General features: G+C 43.3%; 20 protein-coding genes. 5 read left to right on the top strand and 15 right to left on the bottom strand.

Annotated elements, in window-relative coordinates:
• The first annotated feature begins 12 nt into the window (after window positions 1-12).
• Window positions 13-537 (top strand): Rab family GTPase, encoded by a 525-nt coding sequence (locus DKT75_RS03830; protein WP_109822276.1) that lies wholly within the window; start codon window positions 13-15, stop codon window positions 535-537.
• Window positions 534-1595, top strand: a complete 1062-nt coding sequence (locus tag DKT75_RS03825) for an HD-GYP domain-containing protein (RefSeq protein WP_109822113.1) — start codon at window positions 534-536, stop codon at window positions 1593-1595. Before DKT75_RS03830 ends, DKT75_RS03825 begins: the two co-directional genes overlap by 4 nt.
• On the opposite strand, the gene asd is transcribed toward DKT75_RS03825, so the two are convergent.
• Entirely contained in the window at window positions 1592-2440 is an 849-nt protein-coding gene (asd, locus tag DKT75_RS03820) for an archaetidylserine decarboxylase (protein ID WP_109822112.1), read from the bottom strand. The genes DKT75_RS03825 and asd overlap by 4 nt on opposite strands.
• A gap of 82 nt (window positions 2441-2522) precedes the next feature.
• Between asd and prmB the strand changes: the two genes are divergently transcribed.
• The gene (gene prmB / locus DKT75_RS03815; RefSeq protein WP_109822275.1) at window positions 2523-3425 is read left to right on the top strand and encodes a 50S ribosomal protein L3 N(5)-glutamine methyltransferase; all 903 of its coding nucleotides are present in this window, start codon (window positions 2523-2525) and stop codon (window positions 3423-3425) included.
• 56 nt (window positions 3426-3481) lie between these two features.
• Here the strand turns inward: prmB and lnt are convergent, their stop codons facing one another.
• The 11 genes from lnt to miaB all read right to left on the bottom strand — a co-directional run bounded on the left by lnt (window position 3482) and on the right by miaB (window position 14855).
• Window positions 3482-5053 carry an apolipoprotein N-acyltransferase gene (lnt, locus tag DKT75_RS03810; protein ID WP_109822111.1) on the bottom strand — a complete coding sequence of 524 codons (1572 nt, stop codon included), beginning with the start codon at window positions 5051-5053 and terminating at the stop codon, window positions 3482-3484.
• Window positions 5054-5064: 11 nt separating this feature from the next.
• Window positions 5065-5907, bottom strand: a complete 843-nt coding sequence (locus DKT75_RS03805; RefSeq protein WP_109822110.1) for a CorC family transporter — start codon at window positions 5905-5907, stop codon at window positions 5065-5067.
• The gene (ybeY, locus tag DKT75_RS03800; protein WP_109822109.1) at window positions 5888-6364 is read right to left on the bottom strand and encodes an rRNA maturation RNase YbeY; all 477 of its coding nucleotides are present in this window, start codon (window positions 6362-6364) and stop codon (window positions 5888-5890) included. Before ybeY ends, DKT75_RS03805 begins: the two co-directional genes overlap by 20 nt.
• Complete coding sequence (locus DKT75_RS03795) at window positions 6364-7341, bottom strand: PhoH family protein (RefSeq protein ID WP_425451389.1); 978 nt, start codon at window positions 7339-7341, stop codon at window positions 6364-6366. The genes ybeY and DKT75_RS03795 overlap by 1 nt, the downstream gene beginning before the upstream one ends.
• 194 nt (window positions 7342-7535) lie before the next feature.
• Window positions 7536-8759 (bottom strand): NADH:ubiquinone reductase (Na(+)-transporting) subunit F, encoded by a 1224-nt coding sequence (nqrF, locus tag DKT75_RS03790; RefSeq protein WP_109822108.1) that lies wholly within the window; start codon window positions 8757-8759, stop codon window positions 7536-7538.
• 12 nt (window positions 8760-8771) lie between these two features.
• The gene (gene nqrE / locus DKT75_RS03785) at window positions 8772-9368 is read right to left on the bottom strand and encodes an NADH:ubiquinone reductase (Na(+)-transporting) subunit E (RefSeq protein WP_109822107.1); all 597 of its coding nucleotides are present in this window, start codon (window positions 9366-9368) and stop codon (window positions 8772-8774) included.
• On the bottom strand, window positions 9368-10039 hold the full coding sequence (locus DKT75_RS03780) for an NADH:ubiquinone reductase (Na(+)-transporting) subunit D (RefSeq protein ID WP_109822273.1): 672 nt from the start codon (window positions 10037-10039) through the stop codon (window positions 9368-9370). Before DKT75_RS03780 ends, nqrE begins: the two co-directional genes overlap by 1 nt.
• 2 nt (window positions 10040-10041) lie before the next feature.
• Entirely contained in the window at window positions 10042-10851 is an 810-nt protein-coding gene (locus DKT75_RS03775) for a Na(+)-translocating NADH-quinone reductase subunit C (RefSeq protein ID WP_109822106.1), read from the bottom strand.
• Complete coding sequence (locus DKT75_RS03770) at window positions 10848-12077, bottom strand: NADH:ubiquinone reductase (Na(+)-transporting) subunit B (RefSeq protein ID WP_109822105.1); 1230 nt, start codon at window positions 12075-12077, stop codon at window positions 10848-10850. The genes DKT75_RS03775 and DKT75_RS03770 overlap by 4 nt, the downstream gene beginning before the upstream one ends.
• A complete protein-coding gene (locus DKT75_RS03765) occupies window positions 12077-13429 on the bottom strand; it encodes a Na(+)-translocating NADH-quinone reductase subunit A (protein ID WP_109822104.1) in 1353 nt (450 codons plus the stop codon). The genes DKT75_RS03770 and DKT75_RS03765 overlap by 1 nt, the downstream gene beginning before the upstream one ends.
• A 64-nt stretch (window positions 13430-13493) precedes the next feature.
• Complete coding sequence (gene miaB / locus DKT75_RS03760; RefSeq protein ID WP_109822103.1) at window positions 13494-14855, bottom strand: tRNA (N6-isopentenyl adenosine(37)-C2)-methylthiotransferase MiaB; 1362 nt, start codon at window positions 14853-14855, stop codon at window positions 13494-13496.
• Window positions 14856-15014: 159 nt separating this feature from the next.
• On the opposite strand from miaB, the gene DKT75_RS03755 reads away from it, so the two are divergent.
• Window positions 15015-15635 (top strand): SH3 domain-containing protein, encoded by a 621-nt coding sequence (locus DKT75_RS03755; RefSeq protein WP_109822102.1) that lies wholly within the window; start codon window positions 15015-15017, stop codon window positions 15633-15635.
• A 239-nt stretch (window positions 15636-15874) separates the two neighbouring features.
• Entirely contained in the window at window positions 15875-17041 is a 1167-nt protein-coding gene (locus DKT75_RS03750; RefSeq protein WP_109822101.1) for an alpha-hydroxy acid oxidase, read from the top strand.
• A gap of 63 nt (window positions 17042-17104) precedes the next feature.
• Here DKT75_RS03750 and DKT75_RS03745 read toward each other — a convergent pair whose 3' ends face one another.
• The 3 genes from DKT75_RS03745 to DKT75_RS03735 all read right to left on the bottom strand — a co-directional run bounded on the left by DKT75_RS03745 (window position 17105) and on the right by DKT75_RS03735 (window position 19147).
• Entirely contained in the window at window positions 17105-17917 is an 813-nt protein-coding gene (locus tag DKT75_RS03745) for an alpha/beta fold hydrolase (protein WP_109822100.1), read from the bottom strand.
• A gap of 26 nt (window positions 17918-17943) precedes the next feature.
• Window positions 17944-18438 carry a GNAT family N-acetyltransferase gene (locus DKT75_RS03740; RefSeq protein ID WP_109822099.1) on the bottom strand — a complete coding sequence of 165 codons (495 nt, stop codon included), beginning with the start codon at window positions 18436-18438 and terminating at the stop codon, window positions 17944-17946.
• A gap of 70 nt (window positions 18439-18508) precedes the next feature.
• Window positions 18509-19147 (bottom strand): DUF4304 domain-containing protein, encoded by a 639-nt coding sequence (locus DKT75_RS03735; RefSeq protein ID WP_158278791.1) that lies wholly within the window; start codon window positions 19145-19147, stop codon window positions 18509-18511.
• Between the last annotated feature and the right edge of the window lie 280 nt (window positions 19148-19427).

Raw genomic sequence — 19427 nt, 5'->3', positions numbered from 1 at the left:
AAGGTGAACGCTGTGTTACAAAAAAAGATATGTATGTTGGGCGCATTTTCCGTTGGAAAATCGAGTCTTGTTACGAGATATGTAGAGAGCATATTTGGTGATAAATATCATACAACTGTGGGCGTTAAAATCAGTAAGAAAGAACTAACTGTTGAAGAGCAGGAAGTAAAACTGATCATTTGGGACCTTGCAGGACAAGATGACTTAACGAGATTGAGAACATCCTATTTACGCGGCACATCAGGCTATATTTTGGTTTGTGACGGTACGCGTCCCTTCTCACTAAAAGTAGCTTTAAATATGCACAAAGAAGCTCGTGAATATTCTGGTGATATTTCTTTTGTGCTCATTATTAATAAATTTGACCTGCAAAGTAGCACTGATTGGGAGCTCGACCAAGAACAGCTATCCGCACTTGAGGCGTCAGGTATTGAGGTACTGTATACCAGTGCTAAAACAGGTGATGGCGTTGATGAAGTCTTCCAGAAGCTAACTAAAAAGATGCTCCAAGAGCACAATGTATTGGAAAACACATGAGCAAGATACTGTACGGCCTCTATGACATGATGAATATTGCGGCATTTCGCCTCAATCAAGATGATCAATTTGAGCTGATTACGTTGTCCCCTACCTGGTTAAAACACTTTACACCTGTCGGCACCAATAAAGGTAGCATCGTTCACCTAGATGGTATATTCCCATTTTTGGACTGCTTTGTTGCTGAAGCCTTTGAAGTATGGGAAGCCCAAACAGAGACACCACATCGCTCTGGCCCTTGGGTTGACTTTACACCTGAAGGGGAAGAATTCCCTCTGGAAGCTACTGCTGTTTGTATCGATGGCGAGTGTGTTTTAGTTATCCAAGACCTTGGAGAGGAATACTATACTGAGGCATCACGCTTACAGACATTCCGCGATCAAGCGCTTGAGAAGGAACGATTAGAAATAGCAATTACCGAACAAACACAACAAATCAGACGTCGTGAAGAAGAGATTGCAATGACACTGCTTGCAGCTTCTGGTCATCGAGACCATGAAACCGCGGAACATGTCCGTCGTATCGGGCTATACGCTGAAGCGCTTGCAAAAGAACTTGGCTGGGACCTTGAGAAAGCCGCTGACTTACGTATCGCCGCGGCAATGCACGACATTGGTAAAATCGGCATCCCAGATAGTATTTTGCTAAAGCCTGGCAAGCTAACGCAGGAAGAATTCGAGATAATGAAGGGTCACCCAGCAATAGGTGCTGACATGCTCAACAAGACCAGAATCCCATTACTGAACATGGCTGCACAGGTATCACTTTGTCATCATGAACGCTGGGATGGAACGGGATATCCAAAAGGCTTGAAGGGAGAAGAAATCCCTATTGAAGCGCGTATAACGACTATCGTGGATGTATACGATGCTTTAGTTCACAAGCGCGTTTACAAGAAAGCCAGTAGTGAACAGGCCGCACTAAAACTAATGGCACAAATGGTCGGCAAGCATTTCGACCCAGCGTTATTTCAATTATTTGTTAAAAACCTGCCTAAAATGCAGCGTATTAGACAGGCTTATTCTGAACCGACCCGCAGGACAACAATCTCCGCTTAATTAGAGAAGGCTTGCCCCATTTTTACAGGTAAGCCTTCTTTCAAAAACTCGCCAATCGCTGGGTCTTTTGACTCCATCAACATAACAATGGTTGAGCCCATGTTAAAGCGCCCTAGTTCTGCCCCTTTATCCAACGTAACATCACCTTGCTCGTAAGACTTACGAGAGATCTTCTTACCTTTTGGTGGCGTTACTAAACCATCCCAAACCGTTTCGATTGCAGCAACATTGATTGCACCCACTAGTACCATCGCCATACGACCGAACTCTGTGTCAAAGCTTGCAACGACACGCTCATTTCTAGCGAAAATACGTGGCACTGTTTTTACAGTATGTGGTGCCACACTAAACAAGCGACCTGGTACATGCACTTGCTCAACTAGTTCGCCTTTAAATGGCATGTGAATACGGTGGTAATCACGTGGCGACAAATAAACCGTCGCAAACTGTCCGCGATCATAAATACCGGCTTCTACTGCACTGCACGCTAGTAACTCTTGTACGGTATATTCTTGGCCCTTAGCTTGGAAAATACGACCTTCTGTAATCGCGCCAGACTGACTAACCGTTCCATCAACAGGACTTACAATGGCTGTATCAGCAATTGGACGTAGTTCTTCTTTAATTTCACGGGTAAAGAACTGATTAAAGCTAGGGTAACTGGCAGGATCTGGCTGCTTAGCTTCACTCAGGTCAACACCAAATGCTTTAGTAAACCACTTAATAACAGGCAGTACTTTTGGCGATTCAATACGGGTCAGTTTATAGACGACTCTAGAGATTGCATGATGTGGAAGCGCGTAAAGAGCGCCAGACTTTATATAATCAAGTATTGATGCGTTCATTTTTAACCTTAATTAAGTGACTGCCTTTTCAGGGGCGGAGAATTAAGCGATGATACGCGATTCGCAAACTGGAAAAAACCCTATGCCCTCTTTCGACGAATTTAAGCAATTACAGACCGCAAAAGATATCATGCGCTGGGCCGCAAGCCGCTTTAGCGAGGCTAACCTTGATTTTGGCCATGGTATGTCAACAGCAATCGATGAAGCCGTCTACTTGGTGCTACGTGGCTTACACCTACCTGTTGATACGTCGTCGGTCTACTGGGATGGCATATTGACGACTTCTGAGAAAGAGCAGCTGTTTAAAATCATTTCTCGTCGCATAGATGAGCGTATTCCTGCCGCTTACATCATGCAGGAAGGTTGGTTTTCAGGCTTATCTTTTTATGTTGATGAGCGCGTACTGGTTCCTCGCTCTCCGATTGCCGAGCTTGTAGAGTCACAATTTTCACCTTGGGTTGACCCAGAAGAAGTCACTAGTATTTTGGACTTATGTACCGGTAGTGGTTGCATTGGTCTTGCCAGCGCTTACGCATTTCCTGGCGCAAAAGTAGACTTAGTCGATATTTCAGAAGACGCACTTGAAGTGGCTAACATCAATATTGATCGTCATGACTGTAGAAACTTTGTATCTGCAGTCGCATCGGATGGGTTTAAGAACTTAGACGGCCGCATGTATGACATCATTGTTAGCAACCCTCCTTATGTTGATGCAGAAGACATGGATGCGTTGAGTGCTGAGTACAAGCACGAGCCAGAACTAGGATTAAGCTCAGGTCATGATGGTTTGGATTTGACGCGCCACATACTGACAGAGGCTGCTAGCCACTTAAATGAAAACGGTATCTTGGTTGTAGAAGTTGGAAACAGCCAGTACGCATTACAAGAAGCTTACCCACAAGTACCTTTCCAGTGGTTAGCATTTGAAAGAGGTGGTGATGGAATTTTCTTACTGACTAAAGAGCAGTTAGAAACCTTCTTTTAAACGGTTCATGTATTCAGTCTCTCGTGATATTGAGAGACTGAATAACAATATTTTAGTTAGCGAAAATCTCTTCTTCTAAGGAAGAACCCAAGTAATAACAATAATGAAGTACTCAAGACGGTTAAGTAATTACCGTATTTCACATAAGGCGTCGAGCCGCTCATGATCTTCACTTCACCAGATACAACACCTTGTGTGTACTCTGGAATTGTCTCAGTAATCTTACCTTTATGATCCACTATTCCTGACACGCCGGTATTTGTTGCACGAAGCAAATAACGCCCTGTCTCAAGCGCCCTAAAACGCGCTATTTGCATGTGCTGAAAAGGCTGGAAAGATCCGCTAAACCAACCATCATTGGTGATATTTATTAGGAAGTCAGCCTCAGGTAAATCGGCAATAATCTCCTCACCAAACGCATCTTCATAACAAATACTCAACTGCGCCTGATATTGCCCAACTGACAGCAAACCATCACTACCACCTACTGACACATTGTCGAATGGGATATTCATCCAACGACTAAGCCATTGTAAATATTTCAGTAACGGAATGTATTCGCCTAGTGGAACGAGATGACGCTTAGAATAGATGTCTGCCATATTATTTGGCTCACCGACAACCATGGCACTGTTCTGAACTTGTCCATCATCTGTTTGGTAAAAACCACCTAAAACAATTCTAGTATTATTGGCGACCGCTTCACTGTGCATCGGCGTGATAACTAAGTCAGTGTACTGAGCTAATATGCCCGGAACAGCTGTCTCTGGCCAAACAATGATATCGCTTTCCCAGTTAGCGCGTGTCATAGACATGTAACGCTCCACTGATGGGACTCGCTGCTCGGGAAGCCACTTTTGATCTTGAGTAATATTGGCCTGTATTAAACTCGCTCGTAACGTATCACCCGTGTCTTTGACCCAAGAAAACTGATTGAGTCCCCAACCACCTGCGACCAATGCCGCGATAACAGTGAAGCCGATGACACGGCAATAGTTTGAAAAAGGCTCTTCAACACGCATGAAGTGCGCGCCAGGAATACCTGAGTTATAAACACGCTCAGCATTTGGCCCCGCCAGAAGTAGCACAATGCCTCCGGAAATCAGTACAACAACCCAGCTGACGAGTAACACACCACCTACTGGCGCGTACTGGGAAAGCCATGTATCTATCTGCGAATGGCCTGCATATAGCCACGGAAAGCCTGTTAGTACCCAAGCGCGGCACCATTCAACAAACACCCAAGCGGCAGGGAATACAAACAGCAGCCGAACGATTAACAAACTTTTGGTGAAGAAAGAAACGATAAAGCCAAACAGGGCAACGAGCAGTGCTAACACCAGCACAAACAGAAAGGTCAAACCACCGGCTAAAATGACCGGAGCTTGCGCAAAACTATGCATACTCTGAAAAACCCAAGAGGCACCTACACCAAACAACCCGATACCAAACGCCCAGCCCAACCCAACCAATTGACGTCGTTGAGTAGTCTGCAACATCAAATAAAAGAGTATTGCTGGTGAAATAAACGCGATTGGGAAGAAGCTTAATGGTGCAAAAGAAAGCACCATACAAGCACCAGCAATAAGCGACATTAAATAATGACGCTTCTTAATAACAGATTGCATGTTGTGAGCCCTTACGCTGCCTGTGCGGTATTAACCTCAAGAAGCTGAATCCGACGACTATCACTGCGCAACACTTTAAACCGCATTGTTTCGATTATAAGCTCTTCATGCTGCTTAGGAATTTTGCCAAACTCGTTGGTTACCACACCCCCAACCGTATCAAACGCGGTATCAGGCAGTGTTGTTTTAAAGTAATGATTAAAGACACTTATTTCCGTGCCTGCTAGCACGGTGAAACGCCCATCACCGTGTTTTCTAATATCTAATTTATCATCAATATGATCGTGCTCATCGTCTATTTCCCCAACGATTTGCTCAAGCACATCTTCTATCGTCACCAAACCGGCTGTTCCAGAGTACTCATCCACCACAACGGCCATATGATTACGGCTTCTACGGAAGTGAGCTAACAGACTTTCTAATTTTTGACTCTCTGGTACGACGATGGCTGGACGAAGAATGTCATCCATATCAAACTCATCTTCCCTACCCACATATTTCAGTAAGTCCTTAGCGAGAAGAACCCCTTCAACATCATCAAGATTTTTATCTAGAACGGGATAGCGCGAGTGGCCTGAATCAAGAATACGCGTCAATATGTCATGATATTTATCATCGTGAAATACAAACTGTATGTGTGAACGTGGGATCATAATGTCCCGCACCTGTAGGTTATCTACTTGGATAACCCCTTCCATCATGCTGAGGGAGTTTGGTGCTAAAATATTTTTTTTCTGTGCAGAGCGTAAGCGTGAAACCAGTTCATCACTAGTCTCTGCAGATAAGTCGAACTTATCTAAAAACCATGTCTTTAACCACGACGGGGGTTTTAATTTAACCTTTTGGTGTTTCATTGTACGGGTCTGGAACTCCTAATTCACTAAGTAGTTTAATTTCAAGCGACTCCATTATTTGAGCCTCTTGTTCTTCAATATGGTCATAACCTTGCAAATGTAATACGCCATGTATTACCAAATGCGCCCAGTGGTCAGACAATGTTTTTTGTTGCTGCTGTGCTTCATCATAAACAACTTCAGTACAAACCACTAAATCACCTAGATAACCGGCTTCCTCTTCATCCAGCACACCTTCGGGTAAATCACCGAAATCACTAGGAAAAGACAGTATGTTAGTGGCGTAATCTTTCTCACGATAGTCACGATTGAGCGTTTGAGCCTCATCGCGACCAACGATTCGTAATACCGCCGAACCCTGCTCACTGTCACCGCTATAAGCTTGTGCTGCGCACTTCTTCAGCCAGTCAGCATCCACGACCAATGATTCATCACACTGAACCTCAAGTTGAAACATTAGCGGTTATCATCCTTGTCGTAAGCTTCAACGATCTTTTGTACCAACGAATGTCTAACAACGTCCTTCGATTCGAAGAAGCAAAACTCAACCTCTTCAACACCTTCAAGTACCTTGATCACATCTTTAAGACCTGACGTTTGATGCTTGGGCAAATCGATTTGCGTTACGTCACCAGTGACAACCGCTGTAGAACCAAATCCAAGTCGAGTCAGGAACATTTTCATTTGTTCTGTCGTCGTGTTCTGAGCTTCATCCATGATGATGAATGAATCATTCAAAGTACGACCACGCATATACGCTAACGGTGCAACTTCAATGATTTGCTTTTCAATCAGCTTATTCACTTTTTCGAAGCCCATCATTTCAAATAAAGCGTCGTACATCGGACGTAGATACGGATCTACTTTCTGTGACAAATCACCCGGTAAGAAGCCTAGCTTCTCCCCTGCTTCTACCGCAGGACGAACTAAAATAATGCGCCGGACTTCATCACGCTCCAGCGCTTCTACCGCACAAGCAACAGCAAGATAAGTCTTTCCTGTTCCGGCAGGGCCCACACCAAAGGTAAGGTCATTTCGCTGAATGCCACGAATGTAACCATTTTGATTAGGACCACGACCACGTATCACACCTTTTTTGGTACGAATAATTGCTAAGCCTTCTGCGTCGCTACTATCTTTACTGGTGGATTCGTGGAGGTGTAAGTGAAGACCTTCTGACGTAATTTCTTCACCCGTACCAGTGAGTTGATACAAATGCTGTACCAGATCAATCGCTTTATTCACTTCGGCTGGTGAGCCTTTAATAGTGAACTGGTGACCTCGGTTACTAATATCAACGCTTAAGCTCGTCTCGATTTGCCTCAAGTGCTGGTCAACTGGACCACAGAGGTTCATCAAGCGTTCGCTGTCTGCAGGCTCTAAGTCAAAACTGACTGAGTTCGTTTCTGCGTATTCATTATTTGAATTTTTCAAAAAGTACGGTTTCTCCGAAAGCGTAATTATTGTTGATGTTAGACCTAAGCATAATGTAAACAAGGCGACATTGGGAATAGCCAATTTACATTATTTGTATCAATTAGTTTTAAACTGATACAAATCAAAACAAAAAAGGCACTGACTGTTTCCAGTCAATGCCTTAATTCTAGCAACTTTTGATTAACTAACGCTTAGCCACCAAAGTCATCTAGCATGATATTGTCTTCTTCGACACCAAGGTCGTCCAACATATCAATTACCGCCGAGTTCATCATTGGAGGTCCACACATGTAGAACTCACAATCTTCTGGCGCTTCGTGCTTATTCAAGTAATTCTTATAAAGAATGTCATGAATGAAGCCCGTGTAACCTGTCCAGTTATCTTCAGGCTGCGGATCAGATAGACCTAAGTGCCAAGTGAAGTTCTCGTGCTCTTCTGCTAGCTTATCGAACTCTTCAACATAGAACGCCTCACGTAAACTACGTGCACCGTACCAGAAACTGATCTTACGCTGACTAGCAAGACGACCAAGCTGATCAAAGATGTGAGAACGCATTGGCGCCATACCAGCACCACCACCCACAAACACCATTTCATTGTCAGTCTCTTTTGCAAAGAACTCACCAAATGGTCCAGAGATAACAACGTCATCACCCGGCTTCAGATCGAAGATATATGAAGACATGATACCTGCAGGAATGTCAGAACTACCAGGAGGTGGCGAAGCGATTCGCACGTTGAGCATAATAATGCCCTTCTCTTCTGGATAGTTAGCCATCGAGTAAGCACGTACTGTTTCTTCTTTAACGTTTGACACATTGTCCCAAACTTTAAAGCGATCCCAGTCACCACGATACTCTTCTTCGATATCAAACGTCTTGTATGCCAACTCATGTGGAGGACACTCAATCTGGATGTAACCACCTGCTCGGAAATCAACGTTCTCACCCGTAGGTAGCTCGATAACCAATTCCTTGATGAAAGTTGCCACGTTATGGTTAGAGCGAACTTTACAGTTCCACTTTTTAATACCAAAGACTTCTTCAGGAACTTCAAGGTTCATGTCTTGCTTAACAGTTACCTGACACGCTAGACGATCACCACAAGCTGCTTGCTTACGATTGATGTGTGCTTCTTCAACCGGTAGTAGCGAACCACCACCATCATGAATCTGTACACGACACTGCGCGCACGTTCCACCACCACCACAAGCTGATGCTACAAATAGACCATTCTCTGACAGCGTGCTTAGTAGCTTGCCACCAACAGGTACTTTGATCTCTCTTTCATTGTTAATCGTTAGTGTCACATCACCACTTGGAACAAGCTTAGAGCGAGCAAACAGAATAACGTATACCAGTGTTATTACGATTAGGGTAAACAACACAATACCCAGTACTATTTCTAGTGCCATGATTGTTAATCCTTAGAGTTGTACGCCGGAAAATGCCATGAAACCCATAGACATCAAACCAACCGTAATAAATGTAATACCAAGACCTTGAAGACCTTTTGGTACGTCACTGTACTTAAGCTTTTCACGTACACCGGCAAGCGCAACAACTGCTAACGCCCAACCTAGTCCACTAGAAATACCGTATACCGCACTCTCACCAAATGTGTAGTCACGTTCAACCATGAACAATGAACCACCCAAGATCGCGCAGTTAACTGTGATCAAAGGCAAGAACACACCCAGCGCGTTGTATAGCGACGGCATGAACTTATCCAACACCATTTCAAGAATCTGAACCATCGCTGCGATAACACCGATGTAACTGATTAGACCCAAGAATGTAAGATCAACACCTGCCATTAACGAGCCGTCTTTCAACAGGAAGTTAAGGATCAAGTTGTTAACTGGAACTGTAATAGCCTGAACTACCGCTACTGCGATACCCAAACCAATTGCTGTTTCGATCTTCTTTGATAGTGCCAAAAAGGTACACATACCAAGGAAGAACGATAAAGCTAAGTTTTCTACGAAAACCGCTTTAACAAATAAACTTAAATAAGCTTCCATCAGTGTGCTTCCCCTGTGCTGTGACTATGAGATTCGTGAATCACAAAGTCAGGCGCTTCATTTTGCTCTGGCTTCCATGCACGTATAGCCCAAATCATCAGACCGATGATAAAGAACGCACTTGGAGGTAGTAGCAACATGCCGTTAGATTGATACCAACCACCTTCGGTAGTTAGTGGTAGGATTTGGTAGCCTAAAAGCGCACCAGCACCTAACAATTCACGGAAGAAAGCGACAACGATTAGAACTAAGCTGTAACCCAAACCGTTTCCAATACCATCTAGGAAACTGAGGCCAACCGGGTTCTTCATGGCATATGCTTCAGCACGACCCATTACGATACAGTTTGTAATGATCAAACCAACGAATACAGACAACTGCTTAGCAGTATCGTATGCAAAGGCTTTCAACAACTGATCTACCACAATTACCAAAGAAGCAATGATCGTCATCTGAACGATGATACGAATACTGCCAGGAATGTGATTACGAATAGCACTAATAGACGCGCCAGAAAACGCAGTTACTAATGTCAGCGCCATAGACATCAAAAGAGCTGTCTTAAGCGAGGTTGTTACCGCTAGTGCTGAACAGATACCCAGTATCTGAAGCGTGATTGGGTTATTACCAATCAGCGGGTCTAATAAATTACTTTTTGCTTCAGGGCTCATTTTCATGACTCGCCTCCTGTTGCACGGACTTTATTTAGGTACTTTGTGAAGCCTTGCTCACCCAGCCAGTAGTGCAGCATATTTTCAACACCAACACTCGTAAGTGTTGCTCCTGATAAGCCGTCTACTTCATAAATTGCTGTTTTGCTAGCAGGGTTAACCGCCCCTTTAACAACATCAATCAATACCTGATTATCAGGGCCGTAAACTTCTTTACCAACCCACTTAGCTTTCCAGCCAGGATTATCAACTTCACCACCTAAACCAGGTGTTTCAGCATGCTCGTAGTAACCAAGACCAACAACTGTCTTAGCATCAGCTTCAAGCGCGATAAATCCATAAAGTGTAGACCAAAGACCGTAGCCTTTGATTGGCAAGATGTAAGACTTAACCGCATCACCGTCTTTAACTAAGTAAACCGAAGCATACTTAGCACGACGTTTGATACCAGCAACATCATCAGATTTATCAATCAACACGTTTTGTGCAGGATCGTTAGATGCTTTGCGTTGGTCGTAAGTCGTCGCATCAACATCTGCAACATATTCACCCGTATCAACATTTACTACGCGAGGCTCAATCTGCTGGAAAAGCTCATCAACTGACTTGCCTTCCTCCATCAAACCTGCGATTTGTAGAATGTTACGTTTCTTATCATATGCCTTGTTTGCTTCTTGCATAGGCTTTAGTGCAACTGCCGCAACAGATACTAAAACTGAACACACTAAGCAGGTAGCAAGCGCAACGAAGATTGTCTTTTTCGTACTGTCATTTGACAACGCTAGCATTTCATTAAATTTAGCTTTAATCATGCTTTGCCTCCTTCTAGACGCTTTTCACGGCGGCCAATATTTGCTTTCACGACACAGTAGTCGATCATCGGTGCAAATATATTTGAGAACAGGATCGCCAACATGATGCCTTCTGGGAAAGCTGGGTTGATTACACGAATCAAAACCGTCATGAAACCAATCAAGCAACCGTAGTAGAAGCGACCGGTGTTTGTCATAGACGCTGACACAGGGTCAGTTGCCATGAAGAACATACCGAATGCAAAACCACCAACAACTAAATGCCACCACCAGCTCATACCGAACATTGGGTTTGTGTCACTACCGATAAGGTTAAATAGTGTTGCCGTTGCCATCATACCGAAGAAGCAACCTAACACGATGCGCCATGAAGCAATCTTAGTTGCTAGCAAGATACCGCCACCAATCATGATAGCTAGTGTTGAAGTTTCACCGATTGAACCCGGCACCATTCCAACAAACGCTTCCCACCAAGTGAACTGCGCTTCAACTGCTGCCATACCTTCTGCTGCAGCAATACCTAGTGCTGTTGCACCCGTGTAGCCGTCAACTGCTGTCCAAACCGCATCGCCTGACATCGATGCAGGGTATGCGAAGTATAGGAATGCACGTCCAACAAGCGCAGGGTTTAGGAAGTTTTTACCCGTACCACCGAATACTTCTTTACCGATCACGATACCGAATACGATACCTACGGCAACCATCCATAATGGAATGTCTGGTGGTAGTGTCAAAGAGTAAAGGATTGATGTTACGAAGAAGCCTTCGTTAACTTCGTGACCACGTACTAATGAGAATACTACTTCCGCAACCGCACCAACGATAAATGTCGTTAGGTAAATTGGAATGAAATAAGTCATACCGTGGAAAAAGTTGGCAAAGAAGCTACTAGGATCGTAACCAATACCATTCATAAAGAAGCCACGCATGCCTTCAGTACTAGTTAGACCAAGCGTCTGCATTGCTTCATTCGCTTGGTAACCTGTATTGAAACAAGCCATGAACATCATTGGGAAGGTACACATCCAAACCATACCCATAACGCGCTTAAGATCTAACGCATCACGGACGTGTGGACCGCCAATAGTTTTGTTTGGCGGGCTGTAAAACAGCGTATCCACCATTTCGAACAGCACGTAGAAACGCTCGAGTTTACCACCTTGGGTAAAATGAGGCTCCGCGCCGTCAAGTAGTCGACGTAAACGACTAGGACTTGAAGAACTCATTATCCATCCCTCTCGATCATTTCTAGACAAGCACGTAGTGCTGGACCGTATTCATATTTACCGTGGCAAACGAAAGTACAAAGCGCTAGATCATCTTCATCTAACTCAAAGCAACCTAAGCTTTTTGCAACTTCTGTATCGCGTACTAATAAAGCACGTAATAACTGTGTCGGTAAAACATCCAAAGGCATGACTTCCTCGAAGTTTCCAATAGGAACCATCGCACGAGGAGAACCATTTTGCGTACTGCTCATTGGGAACAACTGACCCTTTGCTCTAGAAAACGCGTTAAAAAACACATTCATCACAGAGAACTGATTCAACGTTGGGTTAACCCAATGTAGTAGGTTACGCGGCTCACCTTCAGCAATTACAGACACTTGAAGTGTGTAATGACCTAGGAATTCGCTCCAACCTGCTGCACGGAAACCACCTAGTACAGAACCAGAGATAACACGCGCATCGCCTGTTTCTAGCTCACCACTAATGATTTCAGAGGTGCAAGCACCGGCACGCGTACGAATCAAACGAGGGTTCTTAACTTTAGGACCCGCTAATGAAATAACACGCTCAAGAGAAGGCTTACCTGAAGTAAAGAAACTACCCAGAGCCATGACATCTTGATAATCCATGTGCCACATTTCACGATCAATGCTCGCAGGCTCGATCATGTGCATGTGTGTACCAACTAAGCCTGCTGGATGAACACCAGAGAACTCGCGATATAACACAGAGCGATTCGTTACCTGTGGAATAGACTTGCCAGACTCATGACAAACGTAAACATTACCTTCACTCAGCTTAGCTAGAATCGCCAAACCATTTTGAAAGTCTTCTTCACGCTCATTGATGATCAAGCTAGGCTCAGCCGCTAATGGATTAGTATCCATCGCGTTCACATAGATATGAACTGCTTTAGCATCTGCCTGAGGTACTTTACTGAAAGGACGCGTTCTTAGCGACGTCCAAGCACCAGACTCAAGCATGTTACGACGAATATCGCCGGCATCTAGGTCTGCAATCTGCTCAGCAGAGTACTTTGGAGAATTAATAGACTCTTCACTGCCATCCAATTCAACAATAATTGACTGTAGTACACGCTTCGCACCACGGTTAACTGCTGTAATTGTTCCAGCACCCGGCGATGTGAAGTTCACACCCGGATTCTTTTTATCAGTAAAAAGGGTTTGGCCAATCTTGACCGTATCGCCTACCTTGACTTGCATTGATGGACGGAGACCGTGAAAGTCTCTTCCCAAAATTGCCACTTTGGTAATTGCAGGTGATACAGAGTCGATTGACTGTATAGGTTGTCCCGATATAGGGACGTCCAGACCAGTTTCAATCTTCATGTGCTTATTTCACTCAATTTTAAAATCGTTTCTGTCGTTATCATACTCACTGTATACATAACGCTTATTGAACAGGTGTCATAAGGCGATTATCATCTTCAACCGCTATTACTTCACCTTTCAAAGAATTTCTATACGCTTCAGTAACTTTCACATCCACAAATCTACCTATTAAACGTGGATCACCCAAAAATGTTACTGAACGATTATTTTCTGTTTTGCCCGACAGCTCCGCTGTGTCCTTCTTAGAAACATGTCCTACTAGAACACGTTGTACACTTCCTAGCATCTCTTGGCTAATACTCGTAGCCATTTCATTGATTCTATCTTGCAAGCGTTGCAAGCGTGCCTTTTTAACATCCATCGGTACATCATCTTGCAGCGATGCTGCTGGAGTACCTGGTCGTTGGCTGTATATAAAACTAAAACTATGATCGTAACCGATATCTTCGATTAGCTTCATTGTGTCTTCAAAATCTTGGTCAGTTTCGCCAGGAAAACCAATAATGAAGTCTGATGATAAACTAATGTCTGGTCTAACTTCACGCAGCTTTCGTATTTTAGACTTGTATTCGATGGCCATGTGGCCACGCTTCATCGCTGCCAAAATACGGTCAGAACCACTTTGCACAGGCAAGTGCAAATGACTCACTAACTCTGGTACTTCGCCATATACTTTAATCAAGCTATCACTAAACTCAACCGGATGTGACGTTGTGTACCGAATTCGGTCAATACCTTCAATTTGTGCAACATAAGAGATCAACATCGCTAAATCCGCAGTTTCACCATCATGAGTGACGCCACGAAACGCATTTACATTTTGCCCAAGTAGATTAACTTCTCGAACACCCTGCTCAGCTAGCAACGCTACTTCCGCAACTACATCGTCAAAAGGACGTGAGATTTCTGTTCCACGTGTGTAAGGCACAACGCAAAACGTACAATACTTACTGCAGCCTTCCATTATTGATACAAAAGCTGATGCGCCATCAGCCTTCGGCTCAGGTAGATTATCAAATTTCTCGATTTCAGGGAACGAAATATCCATCACCACTTTCTTTGTAGTTTTAGATTCCTTGATCAACTCAGGTAAGCGATGTAGTGTTTGAGGGCCAAAAATAACATCCACAACGGGTGAACGCTTACGAATATTGTCACCTTCTTGACTTGCTACACAACCGCCAACACCCACAATTAAGTTTGGGTTTTTCTCTTTAAGTTTTCGCCAACGCCCTAATTGGTGATAAACCTTATCTTCAGCTTTTTCGCGAATTGAACAAGTGTTTAGTAATAAAACATCTGCCTGCTCTGGATCATCTGTTAGCTCTAACCCATCGGCGTCTTTCATAACTTCTGCCATTTTGGCGGAGTCGTATTCGTTCATTTGACAGCCGTGCGTTTGCACAAAGATTTTGCCGGTCATAATTTAACCTTGTTCAGCGGTAAGCAATATTTAGCCGTGTATTATCACGAATTGTAACTACCTTGTAAATAATGGAATGCGATAGCTAAGCCGTTCATTTTTTAAAAAACAGCTTAAATTACTATCCCATTGAAAACACTAACAAAAAGAAGAATAACTATGAAAAAAATAATATCATTATTTTTGGGGGCTAGCTTATTCATGGTAAATCTATCTGCTTATGCGCAGACAACTTACTACACTACAGCCGGCATACCCGAATCTAGCACTTTAACATTACGTGCTTGGCCTAGTCATGTCTCTCAACCTATAGCCAATATTCCACACAATACGACTGAAATTATACCGACAGGTAAAAATATTTTACTCAACGAAAACAACTGGTTGCAGGTTGCCTTTGAAAATCAAGTTGGGTGGGTTGAAGCTTCCTACGTATCGGAACTTCCAGCAGAGTCGGCCGCACCTACTCAACAAGCAGCAGTATTTGCAATGCCTGAGCCTGAAGCCGAAACTTATACCGAAGCCGCACCAACAACTGAGCAATACGATAGCGCTGCAGAACCTACTCTAGATTCTGTTCCTTGGAGCGCGAGCGCAGACAGTATTTATGAAGACCCTCATAATACGACTCAGCAACCTAAAGTCATGACAACGACACACTCTGTTGTCGTTATTCCTAACACCGCTGAAGAAATTGATCTTCGCAACGAAGGTGTTACGCATAGCCGCTACAGCAGCATAGATGCATCTATATCTCTTCAGTATGAGCAGAGCCAATAAACACTGCACCAAAGAAAGTGAGCTGCATTAACGTGGCTTACTTTCTTTATCTGTCGTGAGCCTCAATCACTGCAATAAAATCCACTTCACATAAATGTAATCGTAAGTGATCTAAAATCAGTAATACCTTGAACGGTGTGTCTTTGATCAATCGCTTCATAAAACGAATCAACACCTTCTGAGTGTTCTATTAGATTATAGGGCTGAGGAGCCATTATCTAACAGAGGAAACTGACTTCATGAGCCATGCACTACACATCAAGTATCCTGCCATTGCTGACTTAGCTCGCCAAGCTAAGCGTCGAATTCCACACTTTGCCTGGGAATACTTAGACAGTGGAACAGGTATTGAAGACTGTGTACCGCGTAACCGAGATGCTTTTTCAAAGGTGTTAATGACGCCCGAGTTTATGAAAGGCTCGTTTGAACCCAACGTACGCACTCGCTTATTGGGTGTTGAATATGACCAACCCTTTGGCGTGGCACCCGTCGGTTTTACAGGGTTAATGTGGCCAGAAGCAGAAAAGATATTAGCAAGCGCCTGTGCTAAACATCGCATACCCTACAGCCTTAGCACCGTTGCCACCGAAACGCCTGAAACTGTTGGCCCACTCAGCAATGGTATGGGATGGTTTCAACTCTACCCGCCACACCGCAAAGCGCTTCGTCAGGACTTGTTAAAACGCGCAAAAGACTCTGGCTTTACCACGCTAATCGTTACCGCTGATGTCCCTACAGGCAGCCGTCGAGAACGTCAAACTCGTGCGGGTGTCACAGTTCCACCAAAAAAAGACCTACGAATGATCTACCACGCCGCCATTCGCCCGTTTTGGACAATGGCAACTTTGCGCTATGGAGAGCCGTCCTTTCGAACACTAGAAAAATACCTCGACGCCAAAGACATCCAAAACATGACTGCATTCATGGCAAAGGAGCTGGCAGGCACTTTAGACTGGGACTATTTAAAAGCCGTTCGTGAAGAGTGGGATGGCCCTATTTTGCTAAAAGGCATCCTTAGCGTCGAACAGGCTATTCAAGCGCAACAAGCAGGACTTGATGGCGTCATTGTATCAAACCACGGTGGTCGACAATTTGATGCAGCCCCTGCTTCAATCGACATGCTACCGCTGATCAAAGCGGCTGTTGGTGACCAAATGAGTGTATTGCTGGATAGTGGTGTGCGCTCTGGATTAGACATCGCGCGCGCCATCGCTTTAGGTGCAGACTTTGTACTAATGGGCAGACCCTTTATATATGGGGTTGCAGCGCTTGGCGAAGCGGGAGGTGATCATACGATTGAAATCTTAAGTGAAGACCTGCGGAACAATATGATTCAGCTGGGTTGCCGTAATCTAAGCGAATTATCATCACGTCTAATAAACACCAAGCAAACTATTCATAAGTAACGCATTAGGTAACTCCATATCGAACATCGCTAGAGCTTGCCACTTCTTATCTTGAGCGCTTTGTTATGCTTTGGCTAGTTGATTGCATACTTTAGGGACCGCCGCGTATAGACACGTATAGTGCGACAAGCCTTGCATTGTCTCAAGGGTTGTCGGCCCTGAAATATTATCTTTAAGATAATTTGCCATATCGATAGGAGACCAATTATCACTAGTACCATGCCAAATATGGGTATTAACGTTACATTTGAGGACGGACTCTTTCCAAGGACTCACATATTGATTAATTTCTCTAATATAACCCTTCACATTAGGATTGAAACAATGGGTTAAAAGAGGAGTAGCATAGCCTATAAATGCTGAAGTTTTAGATAACTCTTTATCTTTACCTGCTGCACTAGCAAATAACATTTTGAATAATACACTGGGAAGTAACTTAGCCAGTAAAGCTTGCCAATAAGATAGCAGAGTAAATGCAGTTGAATGCTTCATTGCCATCAAAAATACCATCTTTCCGGCCATGCCATCAAGAAAGCTTGCAGCATCAAGTGGTGCAGCCGCGGATATAAGGTGAATATTACGAATTTTACCTTGTAAATAAAGACTAGTTTCAATCGCCGCATGACATCCAATGGAGAAACCAATTAGATCAACTTGCTGACCATTAGCTTTATCTATAATGGCATCTGCCAGCTTTTGATAATAAGCCTGGTTCTTTAACGATGAGTTAATAGAAAAACGATCATAACAAACTATATTTAAATTGTTTTCTTTAGCAAATCTGTCAAATATTGCGCACTCTTCAGGAGCTCCGGGTGCACCATGAAAATAAATAACAGTTTTACCTTCTGAATTCCCATACTCAACTGATTTCAATTCATTCTCCTAGGCATAACGCCCTGTTATATGCATTTTTCGAAGTACTGAACTGGCATATTTTGATAGTAACCGTCACCACACGGCTTGAAACCAAGTTTAAGAAGTATATGCTGAGAAGGCATGTTTTCAGGCTCAGTTAAAGCAAGAACTTTCGTATAACCAATTTGACTGGCAAAAGAAAGAACTGCGGAACTTGCTTCGAATGCATATCCTTTACCTCGAGCTGAAACCTTCAGCCGATATCCAAGCTCGACTACACTTTCGCCTCTATAGTTAAATGATTCTATCCCACAATAACCGACTAGCTCGCCAGTCGTACGTTCCACTACACAAAACTTTCCAATGCCCTTGTTTTGAAATGCACTAACAAGCTCTTCAAAATGCATATCTGCTTGGTCATGTTTCATTGCGCCAGTTGGAGAGAACGCCATAAAATCAGCATTTCCTAGTAATTTTATTACTTCACTACGGTCTTGCTGAGCAAACTTTCTAAGCTCCAAACGTTCCGTTTTAATCACTGGATACCTCCATGCATATAACGCCTTGCACAGCGGGCGGAGCGTAGCGACGTTCCGATGATGCAATTTGTTAGGCGCTTTTAATAACTTTAATGACATTATTTATAGTATTTTTCTGATCAATCTCATAATCCTCTAGATATTCTTCTTCTGAATATAATCGGCCGGCTTCTTTTAACCATACTAATGAATTTTCTAAGTCGCCAGACTTAAATAAAAACAAACCATAATTAGCCGCTTTTAAACATAAAAAGCTATCATGTTCTCCTAGTTTATTTTCCTCTAAATCTGTTGAATTAAAATACATTTCTGTAATATCAGTTAATCCGTTAATTTTATTAAACCAAGGTGAAGCCTGCTCCATATATTTTTCTATGGCAAGATCAACACTTTCTTCTATCTGTACCTTAGTTCCATTTGGAAAACCTTGGCCAGAATTATGATGAAGTCTGTGCGATAGACTATATCCTAAATTCTTTAAATTGATTTCCTCATCAAATGGTTCCCAAAGGTTAGGGACGGAGATTCCATAATTGATGTAAAAGAAATCATTACCATATGAAGATGCTTGAAGTGAAAACCCTTCAAACCAACCATCACGTTGTTTTATATAATTAATGCCACTGAGTTGTTCATATCCCAGTTCTTTTGCCATTTTTCTAAAACGTGATTTTGAAACAGAAGAAAAGCTTTTATAGTCTTTAGTCACAGAGTTCCTTATTTTTGACGCCTAACGTTAAAGCATTTTATACCGAGTGCGGCAGCACTGGGGATAAATGTCTGGTTGAGCAAAACCGCGTACTACGGAGTCCCACACCTTATTATTAAGGGGATTGCTTTTCATGGTCTCACCTCGCCTTAAATGACTTATCTATTTTGGCCCATTAAACGACCAGACTCGTCGTCCAATTCAGTCTCATAGTAAGCCTATTCGTTTAAATATATCACAACATCTGCTGACTTTCTTCCCGTTTGAACCGTCAGACAAC

Source organism: Leucothrix arctica (assembly GCF_003172895.1).
Classification (GTDB): domain Bacteria; phylum Pseudomonadota; class Gammaproteobacteria; order Thiotrichales; family Thiotrichaceae; genus Leucothrix; species Leucothrix arctica.
Note: the sequence above shows the minus strand (reverse complement) of the source record. Positions and strands in the feature narration are given on the sequence as shown.

Bases quoted from the DNA above. Each gene is read 5' to 3' on its own strand.
- DKT75_RS03825 (WP_109822113.1), top strand. From the start codon at position 534: ATGAGCAAGATACTGTACGGCCTCTATGACATGATGAATATTGCGGCA.
- asd (WP_109822112.1), bottom strand. From the start codon at position 2,440: ATGAACGCATCAATACTTGATTATATAAAGTCTGGCGCTCTTTACGCG.
- prmB (WP_109822275.1), top strand. From the start codon at position 2,523: ATGCCCTCTTTCGACGAATTTAAGCAATTACAGACCGCAAAAGATATC.
- lnt (WP_109822111.1), bottom strand. From the start codon at position 5,053: ATGCAATCTGTTATTAAGAAGCGTCATTATTTAATGTCGCTTATTGCT.
- DKT75_RS03805 (WP_109822110.1), bottom strand. From the start codon at position 5,907: ATGAAACACCAAAAGGTTAAATTAAAACCCCCGTCGTGGTTAAAGACA.
- ybeY (WP_109822109.1), bottom strand. From the start codon at position 6,364: ATGTTTCAACTTGAGGTTCAGTGTGATGAATCATTGGTCGTGGATGCT.
- nqrF (WP_109822108.1), bottom strand. From the start codon at position 8,759: ATGGCACTAGAAATAGTACTGGGTATTGTGTTGTTTACCCTAATCGTA.
- nqrE (WP_109822107.1), bottom strand. From the start codon at position 9,368: ATGGAAGCTTATTTAAGTTTATTTGTTAAAGCGGTTTTCGTAGAAAAC.
- DKT75_RS03780 (WP_109822273.1), bottom strand. From the start codon at position 10,039: ATGAGCCCTGAAGCAAAAAGTAATTTATTAGACCCGCTGATTGGTAAT.
- DKT75_RS03775 (WP_109822106.1), bottom strand. From the start codon at position 10,851: ATGATTAAAGCTAAATTTAATGAAATGCTAGCGTTGTCAAATGACAGT.
- DKT75_RS03770 (WP_109822105.1), bottom strand. From the start codon at position 12,077: ATGAGTTCTTCAAGTCCTAGTCGTTTACGTCGACTACTTGACGGCGCG.
- DKT75_RS03765 (WP_109822104.1), bottom strand. From the start codon at position 13,429: ATGAAGATTGAAACTGGTCTGGACGTCCCTATATCGGGACAACCTATA.
- miaB (WP_109822103.1), bottom strand. From the start codon at position 14,855: ATGACCGGCAAAATCTTTGTGCAAACGCACGGCTGTCAAATGAACGAA.
- DKT75_RS03755 (WP_109822102.1), top strand. From the start codon at position 15,015: ATGAAAAAAATAATATCATTATTTTTGGGGGCTAGCTTATTCATGGTA.
- DKT75_RS03750 (WP_109822101.1), top strand. From the start codon at position 15,875: ATGAGCCATGCACTACACATCAAGTATCCTGCCATTGCTGACTTAGCT.